This is a genomic window from Ruegeria sp. B10, from assembly GCF_056539825.1.
Genome location: NZ_JBQFVP010000012.1, coordinates 60767 through 78667, shown reverse-complemented (window position 1 = coordinate 78667; position 17901 = coordinate 60767). Strand labels below are relative to the sequence as shown.

The window sequence follows — 17901 nt, the reverse complement described above, 5'->3', positions numbered from 1 at the left end:
GGCAGTCGCGTGGGCCTTTTGGAGTCTTATCGCATGAGGTTGCGGCGCAAGCGCCGTATCGTGCGCTGCGTCAAAAGACGGCGTGAGCTGAAGCCCATCAGCACCAATACCGCCGCCATCCGCCCGGACGATGTGTTACTGATGAGCGTTGTTCGCAACGAGAAGATCCGCCTGCACTTCTTTCTGGACTACTACCGCAAGCTGGGCGTGAACCATTTTCTGGTTGTCGACAATGACAGCGACGACGGCAGTCTCGAGTTTCTGCGCGCGCAGCCCGATGTCTCGGTCTGGCAGACGAAAACCAGCTACAAAAAGGCGGGGTTCGGGTTGGACTGGTCCAACTATCTGCTGCGCAAATACGCGCATGGCCATTGGGTTCTGACCGTCGATCCTGATGAGTTCTTCATCTATCCGTACTGCGACACTCGCCCGATCAGCGCGCTGACGGATTGGCTGGACAGCTGTGCGGTGCGAAGTTTCGGCACCATGCTGATCGACATGTATCCCGAGGGTCCAGTAGACGACGAACCCTATCACGAGGGTCAGGATCCGTTTGAAATCGCGCGTTGGTTCGATGCCGGGAATTACATGATTTCCAAGAACCCCGAATACAAGAACCTTTGGATTCAGGGTGGCCCAAGGGCCCGTGTTTTCTTTCAGGACAACCCATGGAAGGCCCCGGCGCTGAACAAGATACCCTTGGTGAAGTGGGATCGGCGCTATGTCTACATCAGCTCGACCCATTCACTGCTGCCGAGGGGTTTGAACCAAGTGTATGACGAATGGGGTGGGGAAAAGACCAGTGGCGCGCTGCTGCATGCCAAGCTGATCAACACACTGGGCGACAAGGCGCGCGAAGAGATGCAGCGCAGGCAGCACTATCGCGGATCCGGTGAGTACAAGGCCTACGCCAAACAGCTGGAGGAGCAGCCCATTTTCAGCTGCGGTTGGTCCGAACAATATATCAACTGGCGACAGCTTGAGATTCTGGGCCTCATGTCGAAAGGCAACTGGGCATGAGTTCGCTGGGTGTCGTCATGCTGGTTCACACGGCTCTGGACCGGGCCGAGCAGGTCGCCCGCCACTGGACTGCTGCGGGCTGCCCGGTTGTGATCCATGTGGACAGCAAGGTCGCCGAAAAGACGTATTCCAACTTTGTCGCCTCCTGCGCGGACAATCCCCTGATCAGTTTCTCGGATCGTCATACGTGCGATTGGGGCCGTTGGGGTATCGTTGCGGCGTCTCAATCCGCATCCGAGCAGATGCTGGAGTCCTACCCGGATGTGCGGCATGTCTTCCTGTCGTCCGGCGCGTGTCTGCCTCTGCGCCCGGTGCGAGAGCTGATCGACTACCTGTCCGACCGTCCCCGCGTCGATTTCATCGAAAGCGCCACAACCGCTGATGTCAGTTGGACAATCGGAGGGCTGGACCACGAACGCTTTACCCTGCGGTTCCCGTTTTCCTGGCGCAATCAGCGCAAACTGTTTGACGCCTATGTGAAACTGCAACGGGCGACCGGCATGCGCCGCCGCATCCCGGACGGTTTGACTCCGCATATGGGCAGCCAATGGTGGTGCCTGACGCGGCAGACCCTCTCGGCCATTTTGCAGGACCCCAGGCGTAAGGTCTATGACCGCTATTTCCGCCATGTCTGGATACCGGATGAAAGCTATTTTCAGACCCTTGCGCGGCTCTATTCCACGCATATCGAAAGCCGGTCCCTGACCCTGTCGAAATTCGACTATCAGGGGCGGCCTCACATCTTTTACGATGATCATCTGCAACTGCTGCGCCGGTCGGACTGCTTTGTTGCCCGTAAAATCTGGCCCCGTGCCGAGAGACTTTATCACTCTTTCCTGACCGACCAGTCCAGCGCGATGCGGCCGGCCGAGCCTAACCCGGGCAAGATCGACCGTGTCTTTTCTAAAGCGGTCGAGCGGCGCACTCATGGGCGCGATGGCCTCTATATGCAAAGCCGCTTTCCCCGCCACGGCAGCGAGAACGGTCTGACAGCTGCGGGTTATTCGGTGTTTCAGGGCTTCTCGGACCTGTTTGAAGAGTTCGAAACCTGGCTGGAAACAGCGACCAACACGCGGGTTCACGGGCACCTCTTTGCCCCGAACCGCGCCGAATTCGCGCAGGGTGAGACGGTCACCAATGGCGCACTCAGCGACAGTGCCACGTTGCGCGACTATAACCCCAAGGCGTTCCTGTCGAACCTGATCTGGAACACACGCGGTCAGCGCCAGTGTTTCCAGTTCGGCCCGCGAGACACGCAGGACATCAACTGGTTTCTGGCGCGGGACAAGAACGCGCAGATCTCGGTGATTACCGGGGCGTGGGCAATCCCGCTGTTCCGGTCAAACATGAACTTCGCCGATATCCGTTGCGAAGCCGCCCGTTTGCAACAGATCGAGAGCAAACAGCTTGAAGTGCTGAGCTCGGTTTGGACAAAAGCGCGTGTACGGAGCTGGACACTGGCAGATTTCATTGAGGCTCCGATGGAGCCTCTGCAAACCATTCTGGACGAGATCGCACCGCAGACGGCCCGCCACCTGACCGAGGCCCCGCTGATGGTCGATCTGGCGGGCTTTGGGCAGTTCCTTCAGAACCTCAAAAACCAGGGCATGCATCCGCAACTGATGGGCGATTTCCCCGTCGATGATGTGTTTGGAACCCGCACCAAGCCTTTCCGCAAACCTTATCTGGTGCAGTGATCCCCGATGGCCAGTCTCTTTGAATCGTTCGTGATCCTGGGTGCGATGCGCACCGGATCAAACCTGCTAGAGGCCAACCTGAACCGGATCGACGGCCTCACCTGCCATGGCGAGGCCTTCAATCCGCATTTCATCGGTCGGGTGAAATCCGACCAAATTCTGGGTCTAACACTAGACGAAAGGGACAAAGATCCGGGCAGGCTTCTGTCAGCCATACGCGCAGCCCCGGACGGGTTGCACGGGTTTCGGTATTTTCAGGAACACGACCCGCGCGTCCTGCCTGAGGTCCTGAACGACCCGCTCTGCGCCAAGATCATCCTCAGTCGCAATCCGCTGGACAGCTATCTGTCGCTGAAGATCGTCCGAAAAACCAAGCAATGGCAGTTGAAGAACATCAAGCGTCGTTTGGAGGAAACAGTCGCATTCGACGCGGCTGAGTTCTCGGACTACGTCGACACCCTCGCCTCTTTCCAGACGTCTCTGCTTAACCACCTGCAAAGATCGGGCCAGACCGCCTTTTACATCAACTATGATGACCTGAGCGATCTTGAGGTTTTGAACGGTCTCGCCAAGTGGCTGGGAGTCGATGGGCGGTTGGATGCGCTGGACGATACGCTCAAGCCGCAGAACCCGTCAGCCGCCGTGACCAAAGTGACCAACCCGGACGAGATGGCGCGTGCAGTGTCAGGGATGGACCGTTTCGCCCTGCACCGCACGCCAGATCTGGAACCACGACGCGCGCCAAAGCTGCAAAAGCTCATCGCGGCCCCAACAACACCACTGGTATTTTTACCTGTTCCTGGCGGGTTAGAGCCTGTTGTTACCCAGTGGCTGACCCGGTTGGATGGGTGCGACAAGGGCGCATTGCACGACATCCCCGACGCGGTCGCAAGCTGGATGCAAACCCACCCCGGGCACCGCAAATTCACCGTTCTGCAACATCCGATCGCCCGCGCACATACTGCGTTTTGCGACTATGTTCTGGCCAAGGACCATGACGACTATGCCGATATCCGCCACATGCTGCGCAATCGGTTCAAACTGCCGATCCCCGGACAGTTGCGTGAAAAGAACTACTCGAAGGATCAGCACCATGCGGCGTTTGCGGCTTTCCTGACCTTTCTGCATCACAATTTAAAGGGCCAAACCCCGATCCGGGTCGATGCGATGTGGTGCAGCCAGTCAAAGGTGATTGAGGCCATGACGCCCATCGCCCTGCCCGATCTGATCCTACGAGAGGATGACCTGCAGACTGCTCTGCCCGATCTCGCCATAAGTATGGGGCATACAAACCCGCCTACGCCAGAAAGTCGCACCGCGGATACGCCGTACGGATTGGAAAAGATCTACGACTCACAACTCGAGGCGCTGGCAGCAAAAGCCTACCAGCGCGACTATGTGAAATTCGGGTTTGATGCCTGGCGTTAGGGGCGCAAGGTGATCAGCGTACCTTGATTGACCATCGCATAGATCTCTTCGATCTCGTTATTCTTGACGGCGATGCATCCGGCGGTCCAGTCCGGGGTCTTCTTGGCGCGCTTCAACTCAGAGCGCAGATTGGGCTGACCGTGGATAAAGATATCACCACCCGGATCAACGCCCGCCGCCTTGGCCTGAGCTACATCCTGTGAGTTGGGATAGGAAATGCCCAAAGACAGATGATAGCGGCTTCTCGGGTTGCGTCGGTCGATCAGATAGCTCCCCTCGGGGGTCCGACCATCACCACGCTTGGTTTTGGTGCCATTGGGCGCAAAGCCCAGATCAACATCATATTCCCGCAAAACATGCTCATGATGCAAAAGGTACATCTTGCGCGCGCTCTTGTTGACGACCAGCGAGGTCACCTCGGGTCCATCATATGTCAGAAATCTGGGGCCGGCTGAGGCACAAGCCGAAAGGCTCAGCGTTGCCATTGCACCCAATCCAAATGCTCGACGATCCATGATTCACTGCCTGCTGCTTTTTTTTGGGTATTATGCCAAAAACTGAAAAAACTGAAATCACTTTTTGATGTTTGATTGCTCAATTAGACGGCGTTCTATTGCTTCCAACCGCTCTAGCACCTCATCTCGGTAGGCATCGGTCTTCACTTCGTCCTCGGCGTGGTGCGCATCCTGCATCGAATTCACGATCAGACCGACCAGCAAGTTCACAACCGCGAAGGTGGTGACCATGATGAAAGGCACAAAGAACAGCCAGGCGTAGGGGTAAACCTCCATCACCGGGCGCACGATGCCCATGGACCAGCTTTCCAGCGTCATGATCTGGAACAGCGTATAGGCTGACAGGCCCAGATCCCCAAACCAAGCCGGGAAGGAATAAGAGAACAGCTTGGTCGATATCACCGCGCCAATATAAAACAGGATCGCCATCAGCAGGAACACGCTGGCCATGCCCGGAAGGGCCGAGATAAAGCCCTCGACCACGCGGCGCAGGCGCGGTGCAACCGAGATCACGCGCAAGACCCGCAGGATTCGCAGGGCCCGCAGCACCGACAAACCGCCCGCGCTTGGGACCAGAGCGATGCCGACGATCGTGAAATCGAATAGATTCCAACCACTCTTGAAGAAGTTGCGACCAGAGACGATGAGCTTCATCGCGATCTCGACCACGAAAACCGCAAGGCATAGCTTATCGAGAATGACGATCAGTGGCCCCGCCGCATCCATCAGCGTGGGTGAGGTCTCCATCCCCAGCAGAATTGCGTTGAAAATGATCACAGCCGTGATGAACTGCCCGAAGAGGGGGGCTTCGATGATGCTCTGCAAGCGCTGTTTGAACGCCATGGGTTGCTGTCTCCTTAACGTGCGGGGTTCAGCACAAACCGCGCGGCCAGTTCCGTATGGGATGACCACCGAAATTGGTCAACGACCTGCACCCATTCAAGGGTGTAGCCTGCGTCAACCAGCGTTTTTGCATCCCGCGCAAAGGTTATCGGATTGCACGAGACATAGGCGATCACCGACGGCTGCGCCTGCGCCAGTTCCGCCACCTGCGCTTCGGCCCCTGCACGCGGCGGGTCAAGGACCACGGCATCGAAGTCCTTGAACTCATCCGGCATCAGCGGGCGCCAGAACAGATCACGGGCCTCACATGTGACGCGTTTCAGCCCCGTCGCCTTGCGCCATCCCTGATCAAGTGCCTGCGTCATAGCGGATTCACCTTCGACCGCGTGAACCTCAGCTTCGTGCGCGAGCGGTAGAGAGAAGGTTCCACTGCCAGCAAACAAGTCCACAATCCGCTTTGCACCTTGCGTGGCTTCCAAAACAGCCTGTGTTAGAGCCTGTTCTCCGTCCTTTGTCGCCTGCAGAAAGGCCCCCGGTGGCGGGATGACCCCGGCGGTTCCAAAACGCTGGACAGGCGGTTGCCGCATCGCGATCACCTCACCATCCCAGCTGAGGCGCGCCAACCCGTGTTTCTCGGTCGCTTGTGCCAAGGCAAGCTCCAGCGGGCCGTCCAAGGGCTTGCCGCCTGACACCGCGATATCCAGACCGCCCTCGGACAGGGTCAGCGTAACCGCCAGTACACCTTTGCGGCTGCCACCCAGCAGCGCCAGCGCCTCGGCGACCGGGATCGCGGCGATCAGGGCCGGGTCCAGGAGATGGCAATCTGGGATTTCGGTGATCGTATCGGACGCGCGACCGTGAAATCCGGCCAGCGTGCCTTTCTTCGTCCGCCGCACGGCAATCGTTGCCCGCCGACGAGACCGCTCGGGCGAAGTGTGGATCGGCCGCATCGGGGCCTCAAGGCCCTGTGCTGACAGTGCTGTGCGCACGATTTCCACCTTCCAATCCGCCACAAACGCGTCCGAGGCGTGCTGCAACTGGCAGCCTCCGCAGGCTTTGTAGTGGCGGCACGGGGCTTTAACCCGTTGATCTGAAGGGGTTTCCACCCGCATGTCTTCCAGTAGCTGGCCGACCAAAGTTCCGCTGACCACTTCGCCCGGCAAAGTCCGGGGAATATAGACAGGGCCGTCTGCGATGCCGTCACCCTGATGACCAAGGCGGTTGATGGTGAATTGCTGCGTCATGGGGGCCTGATAGCCGGGCTTTGCCTGCAACAAAACCCTTATTCTGCGGCCTCGGCCTGAATGAAACCACCCGACTGGCGATGCCAAAACCGCGCATACAGCCCGCCCTGATCCAAAAGCGCCTCATGCGTGCCGGCCTCAACGATCCGCCCCTGATCCAGCACGACAATCCGGTCCATCTCGCTGAGGGTCGACAGGCGATGCGCGATGGCAAGCACGGTTTTACCCTCCATCACCCGATGCAGCGCAGTCTGGATCGAGGCCTCGACCTCGGAGTCGAGCGCTGAAGTCGCCTCATCCAATACAAGGATAGGCGCGTCCTTCAGAATGGCACGGGCCAGAGCGATCCGCTGCCGTTGTCCGCCGCTGAGTTTCACGCCCCGCTCACCCAGATGCGCGTCGTAGCCTTTCCGGCCCTGCGCGTCTTCGAGGCTCAGGATGAACTCATGCGCTTCAGCTTTCTCGGCGGCCTCGATCATCTCGGCCTCGGACGCATCGGGGCGGCCATACAGAATGTTCTCGCGCGCTGAACGGTTGAACATGGCGGTTTCCTGCGTGACCATCCCGATCTGACGGCGCAGGCTGTCTTGGGTTACTTGCGACACATCCTGCCCGTCAATCGAAATCGCGCCTTTTTCCCCGTCATAGAGCCGCAACAACAGCGAAACGAGGGTGGATTTGCCCGCACCTGACGCCCCAACGATGCCCAGCTTTTCGCCCGGTGCGATCGTCAGGTTCAGATCAGAAACCCCGCCAATATCCCGACCATAGGCAAAGCTGACCGCCTCAAAAGCGATGTTGCCCAGAGACACAACCAAGTCCTTGGCTGCTGCGGCATCCTCAACCCGATCCCGCTTGGCCAGCGTTTTCATGCCGTTTTCGATCTCGCCAACATTGGCGTAGAGACCCATCAGCGTAAAGCTGACCCAGCCCGTCATCTGGGAAATGCGGATCGCAACCGCACCTGACGCCACGATATCCCCGGCCGTTGCCATGCCCAGTTGCCAAAGCCATAGCGTTGCACCAAGTAACATCACTGGCAGGACCCCTGCCAGAACCATGAGGATGAACCGGAACGCGGCAGAGAGTTTGCCGAAATCCAGAGACCTTTCGCGCAGGTCGACCATCGCGTTTCGCGCTGTCTGATCTTCATAAGCGGAGTGGGCGAACAGCTTGACGGTTTTGATATTGGTGATCGTATCCACCACCTGCCCCGACACCATCGCCCGTGCGCCCGCCCGCGCGGCCGAGCGTTTGCGAATGCGGGGCAGATACCAGCGGACCAGCATGAAATAGACCACCAGCCAACCCGCAAAGGGCAGCATCACCAACGGGTGAATAGACCCTAACAAAAGCAAAGATCCAACAAGAGACGCCAAAGCGAAGACAATCGCACTGATCGTTTCCGACACGACCGAGGCCATCGCGTTCGAGGTTTGCATCTGTTTCTGCGCAATCCGACCGGCAAAATCGTCGTCGAAATAGGTGACTGACTGACCCAGTGTCCAACGGTTCAGCTTGGCCAGAACCAAGGGCGGGATGTTCGGCATGACGATGTAGTTGTTCGACACCGAGGACAGGCCGAACAGGATTGGGCGGATCACCATGAAGAACGCTGCCGCGCCGACAATCATCCAGATATTCTCAGCGGCCAGAAAACGCTCGGGCCCGCCCGAGGTGGCGACGTCGATCACCCGGCCCAGAATCCAGGCGGTGGCCGCCTCCATCGCGCCAGCGATCGCCGAGAACGCCGCCGCGACAAACAGCATGGGCCAGGCGCCTGACAGACTCCAACGAATGAACGCCCCCAGCGTTTGTGGTGGGGGCGTCTCGATGTTTTTGAACGGGTTGATGAGGTCGGCAACCCTCATTCAGCGGCCTCCGGATTCATGAAGCCGCCAGATTGCCGCGCCCAGAACTGCGCGTAAAGGCCACCCTGCGCCAAAAGATCGGCATGCGCGCCCTCTTCCACGATCCGACCCGCATCTATCACCAAAATACGGTCCATCTGCGCGATGGTGCTGAGCCTGTGGGCAATGGCGATAACGGTTTTTCCTTGCATCATACCGTAAAGGGTTTCCTGAATGGACGCTTCGACCTCGGAATCTAGGGCGGATGTCGCCTCATCCAACAGCAAAATCGGCGCGTCTTTCAGAATGACCCGCGCCAGCGTCACCCGCTGCCGCTGACCTCCTGATAGCTTCACGCCACGCTCACCCACATGCGCGTCATACCCGGTTCTGCCCTGCGGGTCCTGCAGGTCGAGGATGAACTCATGCGCTTCGGCCTGTTTAGCGGCGGCGATCATCTGATCCTCGGTCGCGTCCGGGCGGCCATAGAGGATGTTGTCGCGGACTGATCGATGCAGCAAGGCGCTGTCCTGCTGGACCATGCCGATACGGCTGCGCAAACTGTCCTGCGTGACCTGCGCTATGTTCTGATCGTCGATCAGAATGGCCCCTCGTTCAACGTCATAAAACCGCAAAAGAAGCTTTACTAGGGTCGATTTTCCGGCCCCGGAGCGCCCGATCAGACCAATCTTCTCACCCGGTTGAATGGTCAGGTTGATGTGGTCCAAACCTCCGGCCTCGCGGCCATAGTGGTGCGACAGATCGTTGATTTCGATCTTACCCTCGCTCAGTTGCAATGGCTTCGCCGTCGGCGCATCCAGCAGGTCGATGGGTTGGGCGATGGTCTCCATCCCCTCAGCGACGATGCCAAGCTGGCGGAAGAAGCTGGTCAGCGCCCACATGATCCACCCGGTCATCGCGTTCAGGCGCAGGGTCAAGGCAGTCGCCGCAGCAACAACACCAACCGAAGCTGTGCCTTGCATCCACAGAGAAATCGCCCATCCCACGACGCCCACGATCAGCAGACCGTTCAGAGTGACCAGAACCGCGTCCATGATGGTGAAGATCCGCATTTCGATCTGGAAGGTGCGGCGCGTCTCTTCGATAGCTTCGCGGGCATAGTCCATCTCTTGCCGGCCATGGGCGAACATCTTGACCGAATGGATATTGGTATAGCTGTCCACCACACGCCCCGTCACGGTCGAGCGCGCATCGGATGCCGCCTTGGACGCCGGGCCAACGCGCTGGATCGTCCAGCGCACCAACAGCGCATAAAGCGCGAACCAGATCAGCAGCGGGATCAGCAATCGCGGGTCTGCCGCATAGAGCAGAATCGCCGCGCCGATCAGATAAGCCAGCGAGAACGAAATCGCGTCAAAGACCTGAAACACCACCTCGCCCGCGGCAGGAGGGGTCTGCATGATCCGGTTGGCAATCCGCCCGGCAAAGTCATTCTCGAACCAGCCAACCGACTGACGCAGAACGTGCTTATGCGCCCGCCAGCGGATCAGCGTGCCAAAATTCGGGAGGATCGTGTTGTTGAGCAGCAGTACGTCGATCAAATGCAGCAACGGACGCAGCAGCAGGACAAACGCAGCCATAAGCAACAGCTCAGTCCCGTGATTCTGCCAGACCTCGGCCGGGGTTCCGCCCAGCAGGTCAACCACGCGACCCATGTAGGCGATCAACCCGATCTCAACCCCGGCAACGATGATCGAGATCAGCGCCGCCCAGGCAAACACACGATAGAAGGGCCGCGAATAGTCCAGCATGAACGGCCACAGCTTGGTTGGTGGGGTGTCGGCTTCTTTATAGGGGCCAAAAGGGTCAACGAGGTTTTCGAAATAGCGAAACATAGAGGAGTGCTCCGATTGAGCAGAAAATTAGACATGCGAAGAAGAATGGCGCCTGAACACCACCCTATACGGGGTAAGCGTCCCGGCTTTAGCCGAACCAGATCCCGTAATACATTCGCAGTCCTCCATCTATGTGACAGGCGCACGTAAGCACAAACGTTCTGATTTGTCATCCCCTTTTGAGACTTAGCGCTACCCTGCCAGCAAATCCTCGCGCGTCAGGGTAAACCCGGATGCGATCCAGCTTGCCTCAAGATCGGCCAGTTTCTTGCCAAGCGCAGGGCCAGAGAAATTGGGGATCAGGTCGGTTGCCTTGATCGGGAACTGCGCCGCGGCCCCTGAATGCAGTGCTATCCGCAGATCCTCTGACCAGGGGCGCTCCAGGAGTGCGCATCGCAGTAGTGTTTCGTGCAAGCCGCCCTCGTCGCCGTAGCGATAGCCCAGTTCCGCCACACTGGTCGAGGCCTGCGCCTCCTCCCGCATCCGGGTCAGACGTTGCAGTTGGTTGCGGCTCAGGCGCAGCGTCTCCGCGTCCTCGGGCGTAGCAATGGCGGCCAACCGGCGCACTGCGTCCGGTTCGGCACCTGCGGCCTGCTCGATCGCAACCAAAGGCGCAAGGGCGCGATCATCCGCGCCCGGCAGAAGCTGCGCCAACACCCCTGTGCTGCGCATTGCGGCAACGGAAGGGGCCGGGTCGGGCGCACCCAAAAGCTTCAACAGCTCGGCCCCGACACGTTCCCGCGACAAGGTGGACAAACCGTTCAGATTCGCTGCTATCGCGGCTAGAGCATCCGGATCGAACCCGGCCTCGACATCTCCGTACCAGGCATGAAACCGAAAATAGCGCAGGGATCGCAGGTAGTCTTCGCGGATGCGGTTTTCTGCGGTCCCGATAAACCGCACACGGCGCGCCTGAAGGTCCGGCAGGCCCAAAAGCGGGTCTAACACGGCGCCATTTGGCTTTGCGTAGATCGCGTTCATGGTGAAATCGCGCCGGGCTGCATCCTCTTCCACCTTGTCCGAGAAGGCCACGACCGCGCGGCGGCCATCGGTTTCCACGTCACGGCGAAAGGTGGTGATCTCATGCGGGATGTGATTGCAGACCACAGTTATCGTTCCGTGATCAATCCCAGTAGGGATCGCCTTGAGCCCCGCGCTCTGCGCCATCTCCAGCACCTTTTTGGGATGCGCATCCGTTGCGATATCAATGTCCGACACCGGCGCGCCCAAAAGTGCGTTGCGCACGCATCCCCCCACAAACAGCGCTTGCGCGCCGCCATCCGTTAGGGCCGCGCATACTTTTTGTGTCGCAGGGTCCGAAACCCAAGCTGCGCTGATTTGCTTCATTCACTCACCCGTGCTGCAAGCCCGCGCAATATGCGGGCGGTCGCGCCCCATATGTAATAAGGGCCATAGGGCACGGCGAAATACTTCCGTCTTGTCCCCTGCCAACGGCGCGACTCAATCACATAATTCGCAGGGTTCAGCACATGTGCAAGAGGGACCGAGAAAATTTCGTCGACTTCGCCGGGCTCAGGCATCGGATCGAAGCCCTGCCGGATGATCGCCACCACCGGAGTCACAGAGAAGGACGTCACGGTTTCATGCTTGGGCAAAAAGCCCAGAACCTCGAGAAGATCGCTGGGCAGACCGACCTCTTCCCGCGCCTCGCGAAGGGCAGCGGCGGTGACATCCGCGTCACCTTCATCCTGCTTGCCGCCGGGAAAGGCGATCTGGCCGGGATGGTGCTTCAACGCCGAGGAGCGTTTGGTCAGGATCAGCCGCGGTATCTCGTCCGCGACCGTGATCGGCACCAGCACTCCCGCCGGGCGCAGTTTTCGCCCCGGCGGCAGCACGGTGTCTGGGTTCAGGTCAAAATCACTGGACCCATGGCCCGGACGAGCCAAAGCCGTCCGGAGTTGCGTCTCTAACTTAGACACTTTTGCTGTCTTCGGCGTCAAAACCCACAGTGGCAGGATCCAGCACGTAATGCGCGCCGCAGAACTGACAATCGGCCGTAACCTGACCCTCAGACGTGGTCATCTTTTCAATGTCCTTGGCCGAATAGATCGACAGGCTTTGGCGCACACGCTCTTCCGAGCAGGTACAGCCGAACTGTACCTGCTGCGCGTCATAGACCCGTGGGTTTTCCTCGTGGAACAGACGGACCAGCAGATCGGTTGGCGCAATCGAGGGGCCGATCAGTTCAAGATCCTCGACCGTGTCCAGCAGTATATTGACACGGCCCCAGTTCTCACCTTCTTTGCCATCTACCAGATCAGTGGCGGTCAGGATCTCTCCGGTGCCTTCGCTGGACGCCGCAAAAGGCGAGGCTTTGGGCATATGTTGCAACATGATGCCGCCTGCGCGCCAATGCTCACCCACACCCGGTTCAGTCGATTTGCCGAAGCTCAGCGAGAACCGGGTCGGCAACTGCTCGGACTGCGCAAAATAGGCTTCGGCACAAGCACTGATCGAGCCTCCGGCCAGCGGAGTGATGCCCTGATAGGGCTGCGTGCCTTCGCCCTGGTCGATCATGATCGCGAAATAGCCCTCGCCCACCTGATCGAAGGGCGCGCCATCAGTCAAACGATCGCGGTCGAAACTAGCGTAAGCGCGGATGCGGGCCGGTTCGCCCTCTTGCTGTGGCGCGTAGTAGTCGGTGGCAATCATGCGCACCGGACCCTTGGATTGCACCTGCAACGACAACTTCCAGCGAAGCGAGACAGTCTGGCCGATCAACGCGGTCAGCAGGGCCATCTCGGCCACCAGGGCCTCAACCTTTTCCGGATAGTCATGCTGTTTCAGGATGCCGTCCAACACGCCATCCAGACGGGCCACGCGCCCGCGCATGTCCGATACATCGAGTTGAAAGGGCAGGACGGTATCGTCCCACGCGATTTTTGTTCCAAGAGACATGGGGTTTCCTTACACGCCAAGGGTTGGCATACCGGCACCATATAGGTCGCAGAGATTGGGTTGTAAGGGGCCATACATGATCAGACGGTTCGGCGAAAGCCCTGAACCCGGGCGCAAGTATACTCGGCGGGTCGGAGTCTACGCTTTGCTGCCCCGCGCCGGGCACCTTCTTCTGACCTGCCAGACCGAACCGGGGCCGGATCTGCAATTGCCTGGTGGTGGAATTGATCCGGGCGAATCGCCTACAACCGCTCTGCACCGGGAAGTGTTCGAGGAAACAGGCTGGCTGATCGCTGCACCCCGTCGAGTCGGCGCGTTCCGTCGGTTCACCTATATGCCGGAATATGACCTTTGGGCCGAGAAGATCTGCCTGATCTATCAAGCGCGTCCGGTACGTCGTTTGGGGCCACCAACCGAGCCGTTCCACGAAGCGCTCTGGATGCACGCCGCCGATGCGGTTGAAACGCTGGGCAACGATGGCGATCGCCATTTCGCGACGTTGCATCTTCGCGGGCTTTAGATCGTTTCGGGTTAAACCTGCGACACGAAACCCTGCCACGCTTTCAGCGTTTTCGGGACATTTGTTTCACTTGATGATTCAGGTAAAATCCAAAACGCTTTAGGCCCCATTATATTCGAAGAACACGGCCGAGACATCGTCGCCCATACCGCTTTCAGGTGACATCACCTGTGTCAGGCGCCAGAACAGATCGTCCAAAAACTCAGGCCCACCGCGACCCGCCGCACAGTCGAGCGCCATGTCCCGCAAGCCGTCGTCATCCAGCATTCCGCCTTCAGCCAACGCGCATTCCGTGAACCCGTCTGAATGCAGCAACAACCGGTCGCCCGGCTCCATCTTCGTCTCAATCTGCTGAAACTTCACATCCGGGATCAACCCGATGGGCAGCCCGCCTTCGCCCAGGAACTCAGTCGTGCCATCGCGTCGGACCATCAACGGATGTGGGTGCCCCGCCTGAACCATCCTGATATGCCCGTTGCGCAGATCGACAATGGCATAGACCATCGTAAAATATTCTTCGATCCCGGCATCCGCCAGCAATCGGCAATTCAGCATTCCCGCAACATCTTCCGGGGGAAGCAGGGCGTAGAATTTATCAAACCGCTTCTCCATGGCGACGTTCTGATCGAAATGTTTGCTGGACAGATAGCCGCCCAACCGTGCTGTCATCATCGCCGAAGTGATGCCGTGCCCGGACACATCAATACTGTAGAACCCAAGGCGGTTGGGACCGGGTGAGAACATCCCCACCAGATCGCCCCCGATATGCCCGCAGGGTTTCAACAACAGACTGACACGCGATTTACCGAATTCTTGCGTAAGGTCCGGCACCAGCGATTCCTGTATCTTGCGGGCTTGGATCAGGTCCTTGTCGATGGCCTCATGCGCCAGTTTCAACTCTTGCAGGGCAGATTCGATCAGGCGATTTTTCTGTGACAACTCACGCTGCATATCCAGAATCCGCGCCCCGGCCGAGATACGCGCGCGCAGCTCATCCGCCTCAAGCGGTTTGATCAGGAAGTCATCCGCGCCTGCGTCCAGACCCCGCGCCACCTCCTGCTTTTCGCTTTTGGAGGTGAGCAGGATGAAATAGCTGTAATGTTCCGCCTCAAGCGCACGGAAAGCGCGGCAGAACTCAAGCCCGCTCATCCCCGGCATGACCCAATCGCTGAGAACAAGGTCAGGCGCGGCTTCGGTGCAGATATCTATCGCCGCCTCGCCATTGTCGGCCTCAAGTACCTCAAAACCCCATTTCTTGAGCGAGGCCACCAAAATGCGCCGTTGCAGGCGGCTGTCATCCACAACCAGCACCCTCCGGATTGCACCGAAGTCCAGATCGGATCTGGTTTCCTCAAGACTTGCCGCTGGCACTCTGCAACCCCATACGCTTCCTTTTATCGGGATGGTGCGACCCTACGCGTCCGGGGCTTAACATCGAGTGAAGGCCAATTGGGGCCGACGCTTAACCTGACATTTACTCAAGCCGGGCTACCACGGATCCATTCAATTCCGATGCAGGACACCACCCATGATCCACTGGCCCCGAGTTCGACAGCTACGCGACGAGGTTGGCGCTGATGAGTTCAATGAGGTTGTCGAGATCTTTCTGGATGAGGTGCAAGAGGTCATCGCCCGCCTGCACGCAGACACCGCGCGTCAGGATCTTGAACAGAACCTGCATTTCCTGAAAGGCAGCGCCTTAAGCCTTGGGTTCGAGGTGTTCTCGAAGCTCTGTCAGGATGGCGAAAGGCTGGCCGCCTCAGGTGAGGCGGCAAAAGTCGATCTATCCGAAATCCTCGCCGTGTTTGCTGCGTCGAAATCAGTGTTTCAAACCGAACTTAAAGACAATCTGCACTAGATCACAAACTGTGCCAGCGTCTCATCCTCGGTGATGTCGGTATAGGTGAACCCGGCCTCATCTAGGTGCGCAAAGAGGCGGGCGAAGTTCTCAGGCTTGCGAGTCTCGATCCCGATCAATACCGAGCCGAAATTGCGCGCCGATTTCTTCATGTATTCGAACCGGGCGATATCGTCTTCGGGTCCGAGGATGTTCAAGAACTCTTTCAACGCGCCGGGGCGCTGCGGCAGGCGCAAGATGAAGTATTTCTTGACCCCGGAATAGCGCTGCGCGCGCTCCTTGACCTCGGGCAGACGCTCAAAATCGAAATTGCCGCCAGAGGTGACGCAGACAACCGTCTTGCCACGGATAAAGCTTTGCACATCAGCTACCGCCTCAATCGCCAATGCGCCAGCGGGTTCCAGCACAATGCCTTCCACATTAAGCATCTCGATCATTGTGGTGCAGATACGATCCTCAGACAGGACCAGCACATCCGACAGGTGACGGTCTTTCAACAGCTCAAACGGCTTTGCACCGATCTTGCCGACCGCCGCGCCATCGACGAAATTATCTACGTGATCCAAGGCAACCGGATGCCCCGTAGCCATCGCGGCATGCAAACAGGCCCCACCCTTGGGTTCGACAAACAGACAATGAGTCCGATCGCCAAACCAAGTTGCCACGCCGGACGACATGCCACCTCCGCCGACCGGCAGGATGACATGGTCGGGCATGCGGCCAAGCTGTTCCTCAATTTCGACCGCAAGTGAGGCCTGGCCTTCGATCACATCCTCATCATCGAACGGCGACAGGAAATGCCCGCCCTCCTTTGCGCACCAAGCTTGTGCCGCCGCAAGCGTGTCGTCGAAGTAGTCACCGCTGAGGTGAACCTCGATATTGTCGCCGCCGAAAATACGGGTCTTCTGGATCTTCTGCTGAGGCGTGGTGACCGGCATGAAGATCACCCCCTTCACATCCAGATGCTTGCACATGAAGGCCACACCCTGCGCATGGTTTCCCGCGCTGGCACAGACGAACAAATCCTGCCCTTGCTGTTTGCGCATGGCGTTGAACGCGCCCCGGATCTTGTAGGAGCGGACCGGGCTGAGGTCCTCTCGCTTGAGCCAGATATCAGCACCGTAGCGGTCAGACAGATGGGCATTCCGCTGCAAAGGCGTTGCCGGAAACACAGAGCGCATCGCCTGTTCGGCAGCGCGGGCACGGGTCATGAAATCGCTCATGCCGATTTCAGTGGCTTATCCTAGGCAAAAGGGCAAGGAATACATGTGTGTACGAACTACGACAGTGCGCGTTTTTCGATGAAGACGCCGTAGAACGTTGTCAGGATGCTGACATTGATTAGGGGCACGATCAGCATGCTGGCAAAAACCACCACCAAAGCGCCAATCACCGGGATGATTAGAAGCGCCGCGAACAGAAGCTGAAGCCCCATCTGGAACAACACCAGTAACACAACCAGCGCCACTATGGTGCCGTTCGCTCCGTCAGTTGCCCGCCACGCATCCGACAGTTTCAACGGTTCGCCTATTGCTGCGGCGGGCATGATCGGGGACACCCGGTAAAAGGCCACGGATAGGCCCACAACAACCAGAAGCCACGCCAAAATGCCCATCGAAGCCGAGGCCTGCGTCAAAAATCCGATGACAAGCATTGCCGGGATCAGGAAGACCACACCCAACAAAGCCAGCATCACCATCCGCCCAATATAAGCGAGCATTCGATCCGATCTGAACGCGGGCAGAAAACCGGCCGGGTATTCTTCGAGCAGCACAAAGCGATGCCAGGACACGACAATCCAAACCATGATCGCAAACAGGGATGCCAGCACGCAGAACAGGAACGCTGTGACCGCGCCTGGCGATGCTGCATCCGGCAGACCGTTTGGCTCGGTCGAGATATCTTCGAACGAAATACCAAAAAGAAGGCTGAATGCGATGATGGCCAAACCGCCGATCAGTGCGGGGATCAGCGTGATCTGAATCGCCTGTTTCAGGTTCCGCAAAACCATCTTGATCGAATGTATGAAAATCTCGAACGCCAACATCTGGAAATGCCCCTGCTCAACTATTTCTTGTTCTTTGCCCGGCCGTTTCACCCCAATTCCCAGCCTGCGTCAATCCACACAGCTTGCCCCCGCCCACAAAACCC

The 17901-nt window shown here is 58.6% G+C and carries 16 protein-coding genes; 5 read left to right on the top strand and 11 right to left on the bottom strand.

The genetic code is table 11. The annotated features are described in order from the left end of the window. Positions 1–33 precede the first annotated feature (33 nt). The 3 genes from ACR0J4_RS16975 to ACR0J4_RS16965 are packed head-to-tail and all read left to right on the top strand — an operon-like array spanning position 34 to position 4145. Positions 34–1020 (top strand): glycosyltransferase family 2 protein, encoded by a 987-nt coding sequence (locus ACR0J4_RS16975; protein ID WP_170643441.1) that lies wholly within the window; start codon positions 34–36, stop codon positions 1018–1020. Next, the gene (locus ACR0J4_RS16970) at positions 1017–2717 is read left to right on the top strand and encodes a DUF5927 domain-containing protein (RefSeq protein WP_170643440.1); all 1701 of its coding nucleotides are present in this window, start codon (positions 1017–1019) and stop codon (positions 2715–2717) included. The genes ACR0J4_RS16975 and ACR0J4_RS16970 overlap by 4 nt, the downstream gene beginning before the upstream one ends. A 6-nt stretch (positions 2718–2723) precedes the next feature. Continuing rightward, positions 2724–4145, top strand: a complete 1422-nt coding sequence (locus ACR0J4_RS16965) for a nodulation protein NodH (protein WP_170643439.1) — start codon at positions 2724–2726, stop codon at positions 4143–4145. On the opposite strand, the gene ACR0J4_RS16960 is transcribed toward ACR0J4_RS16965, so the two are convergent. The 8 genes from ACR0J4_RS16960 to hslO all read right to left on the bottom strand — a co-directional run bounded on the left by ACR0J4_RS16960 (position 4142) and on the right by hslO (position 13372). Continuing rightward, positions 4142–4660 (bottom strand): L,D-transpeptidase family protein, encoded by a 519-nt coding sequence (locus ACR0J4_RS16960; protein ID WP_170643438.1) that lies wholly within the window; start codon positions 4658–4660, stop codon positions 4142–4144. The two genes, ACR0J4_RS16965 and ACR0J4_RS16960, sit on opposite strands and share 4 nt — an antisense overlap. A gap of 57 nt (positions 4661–4717) precedes the next feature. Beyond that, positions 4718–5503, bottom strand: a complete 786-nt coding sequence (locus ACR0J4_RS16955) for an ion transporter (RefSeq protein WP_170550765.1) — start codon at positions 5501–5503, stop codon at positions 4718–4720. 14 nt (positions 5504–5517) lie between these two features. Beyond that, positions 5518–6747: a class I SAM-dependent RNA methyltransferase gene (locus ACR0J4_RS16950; RefSeq protein WP_170643437.1), complete on the bottom strand. Its 1230-nt coding sequence runs from the start codon at positions 6745–6747 to the stop codon at positions 5518–5520. Between the two features lie 38 nt (positions 6748–6785). Then, positions 6786–8618 (bottom strand): ABC transporter ATP-binding protein, encoded by a 1833-nt coding sequence (locus ACR0J4_RS16945; protein WP_170643436.1) that lies wholly within the window; start codon positions 8616–8618, stop codon positions 6786–6788. Then, on the bottom strand, positions 8615–10453 hold the full coding sequence (locus tag ACR0J4_RS16940; RefSeq protein ID WP_170643435.1) for an ABC transporter ATP-binding protein: 1839 nt from the start codon (positions 10451–10453) through the stop codon (positions 8615–8617). Before ACR0J4_RS16940 ends, ACR0J4_RS16945 begins: the two co-directional genes overlap by 4 nt. A 192-nt stretch (positions 10454–10645) precedes the next feature. Next, a complete protein-coding gene (locus ACR0J4_RS16935; protein WP_170643434.1) occupies positions 10646–11800 on the bottom strand; it encodes a CCA tRNA nucleotidyltransferase in 1155 nt (384 codons plus the stop codon). Next, positions 11797–12393: a CoA pyrophosphatase gene (locus ACR0J4_RS16930; protein ID WP_170643433.1), complete on the bottom strand. Its 597-nt coding sequence runs from the start codon at positions 12391–12393 to the stop codon at positions 11797–11799. Before ACR0J4_RS16930 ends, ACR0J4_RS16935 begins: the two co-directional genes overlap by 4 nt. Then, on the bottom strand, positions 12386–13372 hold the full coding sequence (gene hslO, locus ACR0J4_RS16925) for an Hsp33 family molecular chaperone HslO (RefSeq protein WP_170643432.1): 987 nt from the start codon (positions 13370–13372) through the stop codon (positions 12386–12388). The genes ACR0J4_RS16930 and hslO overlap by 8 nt, the downstream gene beginning before the upstream one ends. A gap of 76 nt (positions 13373–13448) precedes the next feature. On the opposite strand from hslO, the gene ACR0J4_RS16920 reads away from it, so the two are divergent. Continuing rightward, a complete protein-coding gene (locus ACR0J4_RS16920; RefSeq protein WP_170643431.1) occupies positions 13449–13892 on the top strand; it encodes an NUDIX hydrolase in 444 nt (147 codons plus the stop codon). Positions 13893–13991: 99 nt separating this feature from the next. Here the strand turns inward: ACR0J4_RS16920 and ACR0J4_RS16915 are convergent, their stop codons facing one another. Next, on the bottom strand, positions 13992–15263 hold the full coding sequence (locus ACR0J4_RS16915; protein ID WP_170643430.1) for a SpoIIE family protein phosphatase: 1272 nt from the start codon (positions 15261–15263) through the stop codon (positions 13992–13994). A 157-nt stretch (positions 15264–15420) separates the two neighbouring features. Between ACR0J4_RS16915 and ACR0J4_RS16910 the strand changes: the two genes are divergently transcribed. Beyond that, positions 15421–15750, top strand: coding sequence for an Hpt domain-containing protein (locus ACR0J4_RS16910; protein WP_170643429.1), 330 nt, complete (start codon positions 15421–15423; stop codon positions 15748–15750). On the opposite strand, the gene ilvA is transcribed toward ACR0J4_RS16910, so the two are convergent. Continuing rightward, positions 15747–16973, bottom strand: a complete 1227-nt coding sequence (ilvA, locus tag ACR0J4_RS16905) for a threonine ammonia-lyase IlvA (RefSeq protein WP_170643428.1) — start codon at positions 16971–16973, stop codon at positions 15747–15749. The genes ACR0J4_RS16910 and ilvA overlap by 4 nt on opposite strands. Positions 16974–17029: 56 nt before the next feature. Then, positions 17030–17797, bottom strand: coding sequence for a hypothetical protein (locus ACR0J4_RS16900; protein WP_170643427.1), 768 nt, complete (start codon positions 17795–17797; stop codon positions 17030–17032). Positions 17798–17901: the final 104 nt, after the last annotated feature.

What these genes read in the sequence shown, in the direction of transcription:
- ACR0J4_RS16910 (WP_170643429.1), top strand. Translation starts at nt 15,421, where the DNA reads ATGATCCACTGGCCCCGAGTTCGACAGCTACGCGACGAGGTTGGCGCT.
- ilvA (WP_170643428.1), bottom strand. Translation starts at nt 16,973, where the DNA reads ATGAGCGATTTCATGACCCGTGCCCGCGCTGCCGAACAGGCGATGCGC.
- ACR0J4_RS16965 (WP_170643439.1), top strand. Translation starts at nt 2,724, where the DNA reads ATGGCCAGTCTCTTTGAATCGTTCGTGATCCTGGGTGCGATGCGCACC.
- ACR0J4_RS16945 (WP_170643436.1), bottom strand. Translation starts at nt 8,618, where the DNA reads ATGAGGGTTGCCGACCTCATCAACCCGTTCAAAAACATCGAGACGCCC.
- ACR0J4_RS16940 (WP_170643435.1), bottom strand. Translation starts at nt 10,453, where the DNA reads ATGTTTCGCTATTTCGAAAACCTCGTTGACCCTTTTGGCCCCTATAAA.
- ACR0J4_RS16900 (WP_170643427.1), bottom strand. Translation starts at nt 17,797, where the DNA reads ATGTTGGCGTTCGAGATTTTCATACATTCGATCAAGATGGTTTTGCGG.
- ACR0J4_RS16920 (WP_170643431.1), top strand. Translation starts at nt 13,449, where the DNA reads ATGATCAGACGGTTCGGCGAAAGCCCTGAACCCGGGCGCAAGTATACT.
- hslO (WP_170643432.1), bottom strand. Translation starts at nt 13,372, where the DNA reads ATGTCTCTTGGAACAAAAATCGCGTGGGACGATACCGTCCTGCCCTTT.
- ACR0J4_RS16960 (WP_170643438.1), bottom strand. Translation starts at nt 4,660, where the DNA reads ATGGATCGTCGAGCATTTGGATTGGGTGCAATGGCAACGCTGAGCCTT.
- ACR0J4_RS16970 (WP_170643440.1), top strand. Translation starts at nt 1,017, where the DNA reads ATGAGTTCGCTGGGTGTCGTCATGCTGGTTCACACGGCTCTGGACCGG.
- ACR0J4_RS16935 (WP_170643434.1), bottom strand. Translation starts at nt 11,800, where the DNA reads ATGAAGCAAATCAGCGCAGCTTGGGTTTCGGACCCTGCGACACAAAAA.
- ACR0J4_RS16975 (WP_170643441.1), top strand. Translation starts at nt 34, where the DNA reads ATGAGGTTGCGGCGCAAGCGCCGTATCGTGCGCTGCGTCAAAAGACGG.
- ACR0J4_RS16950 (WP_170643437.1), bottom strand. Translation starts at nt 6,747, where the DNA reads ATGACGCAGCAATTCACCATCAACCGCCTTGGTCATCAGGGTGACGGC.
- ACR0J4_RS16955 (WP_170550765.1), bottom strand. Translation starts at nt 5,503, where the DNA reads ATGGCGTTCAAACAGCGCTTGCAGAGCATCATCGAAGCCCCCCTCTTC.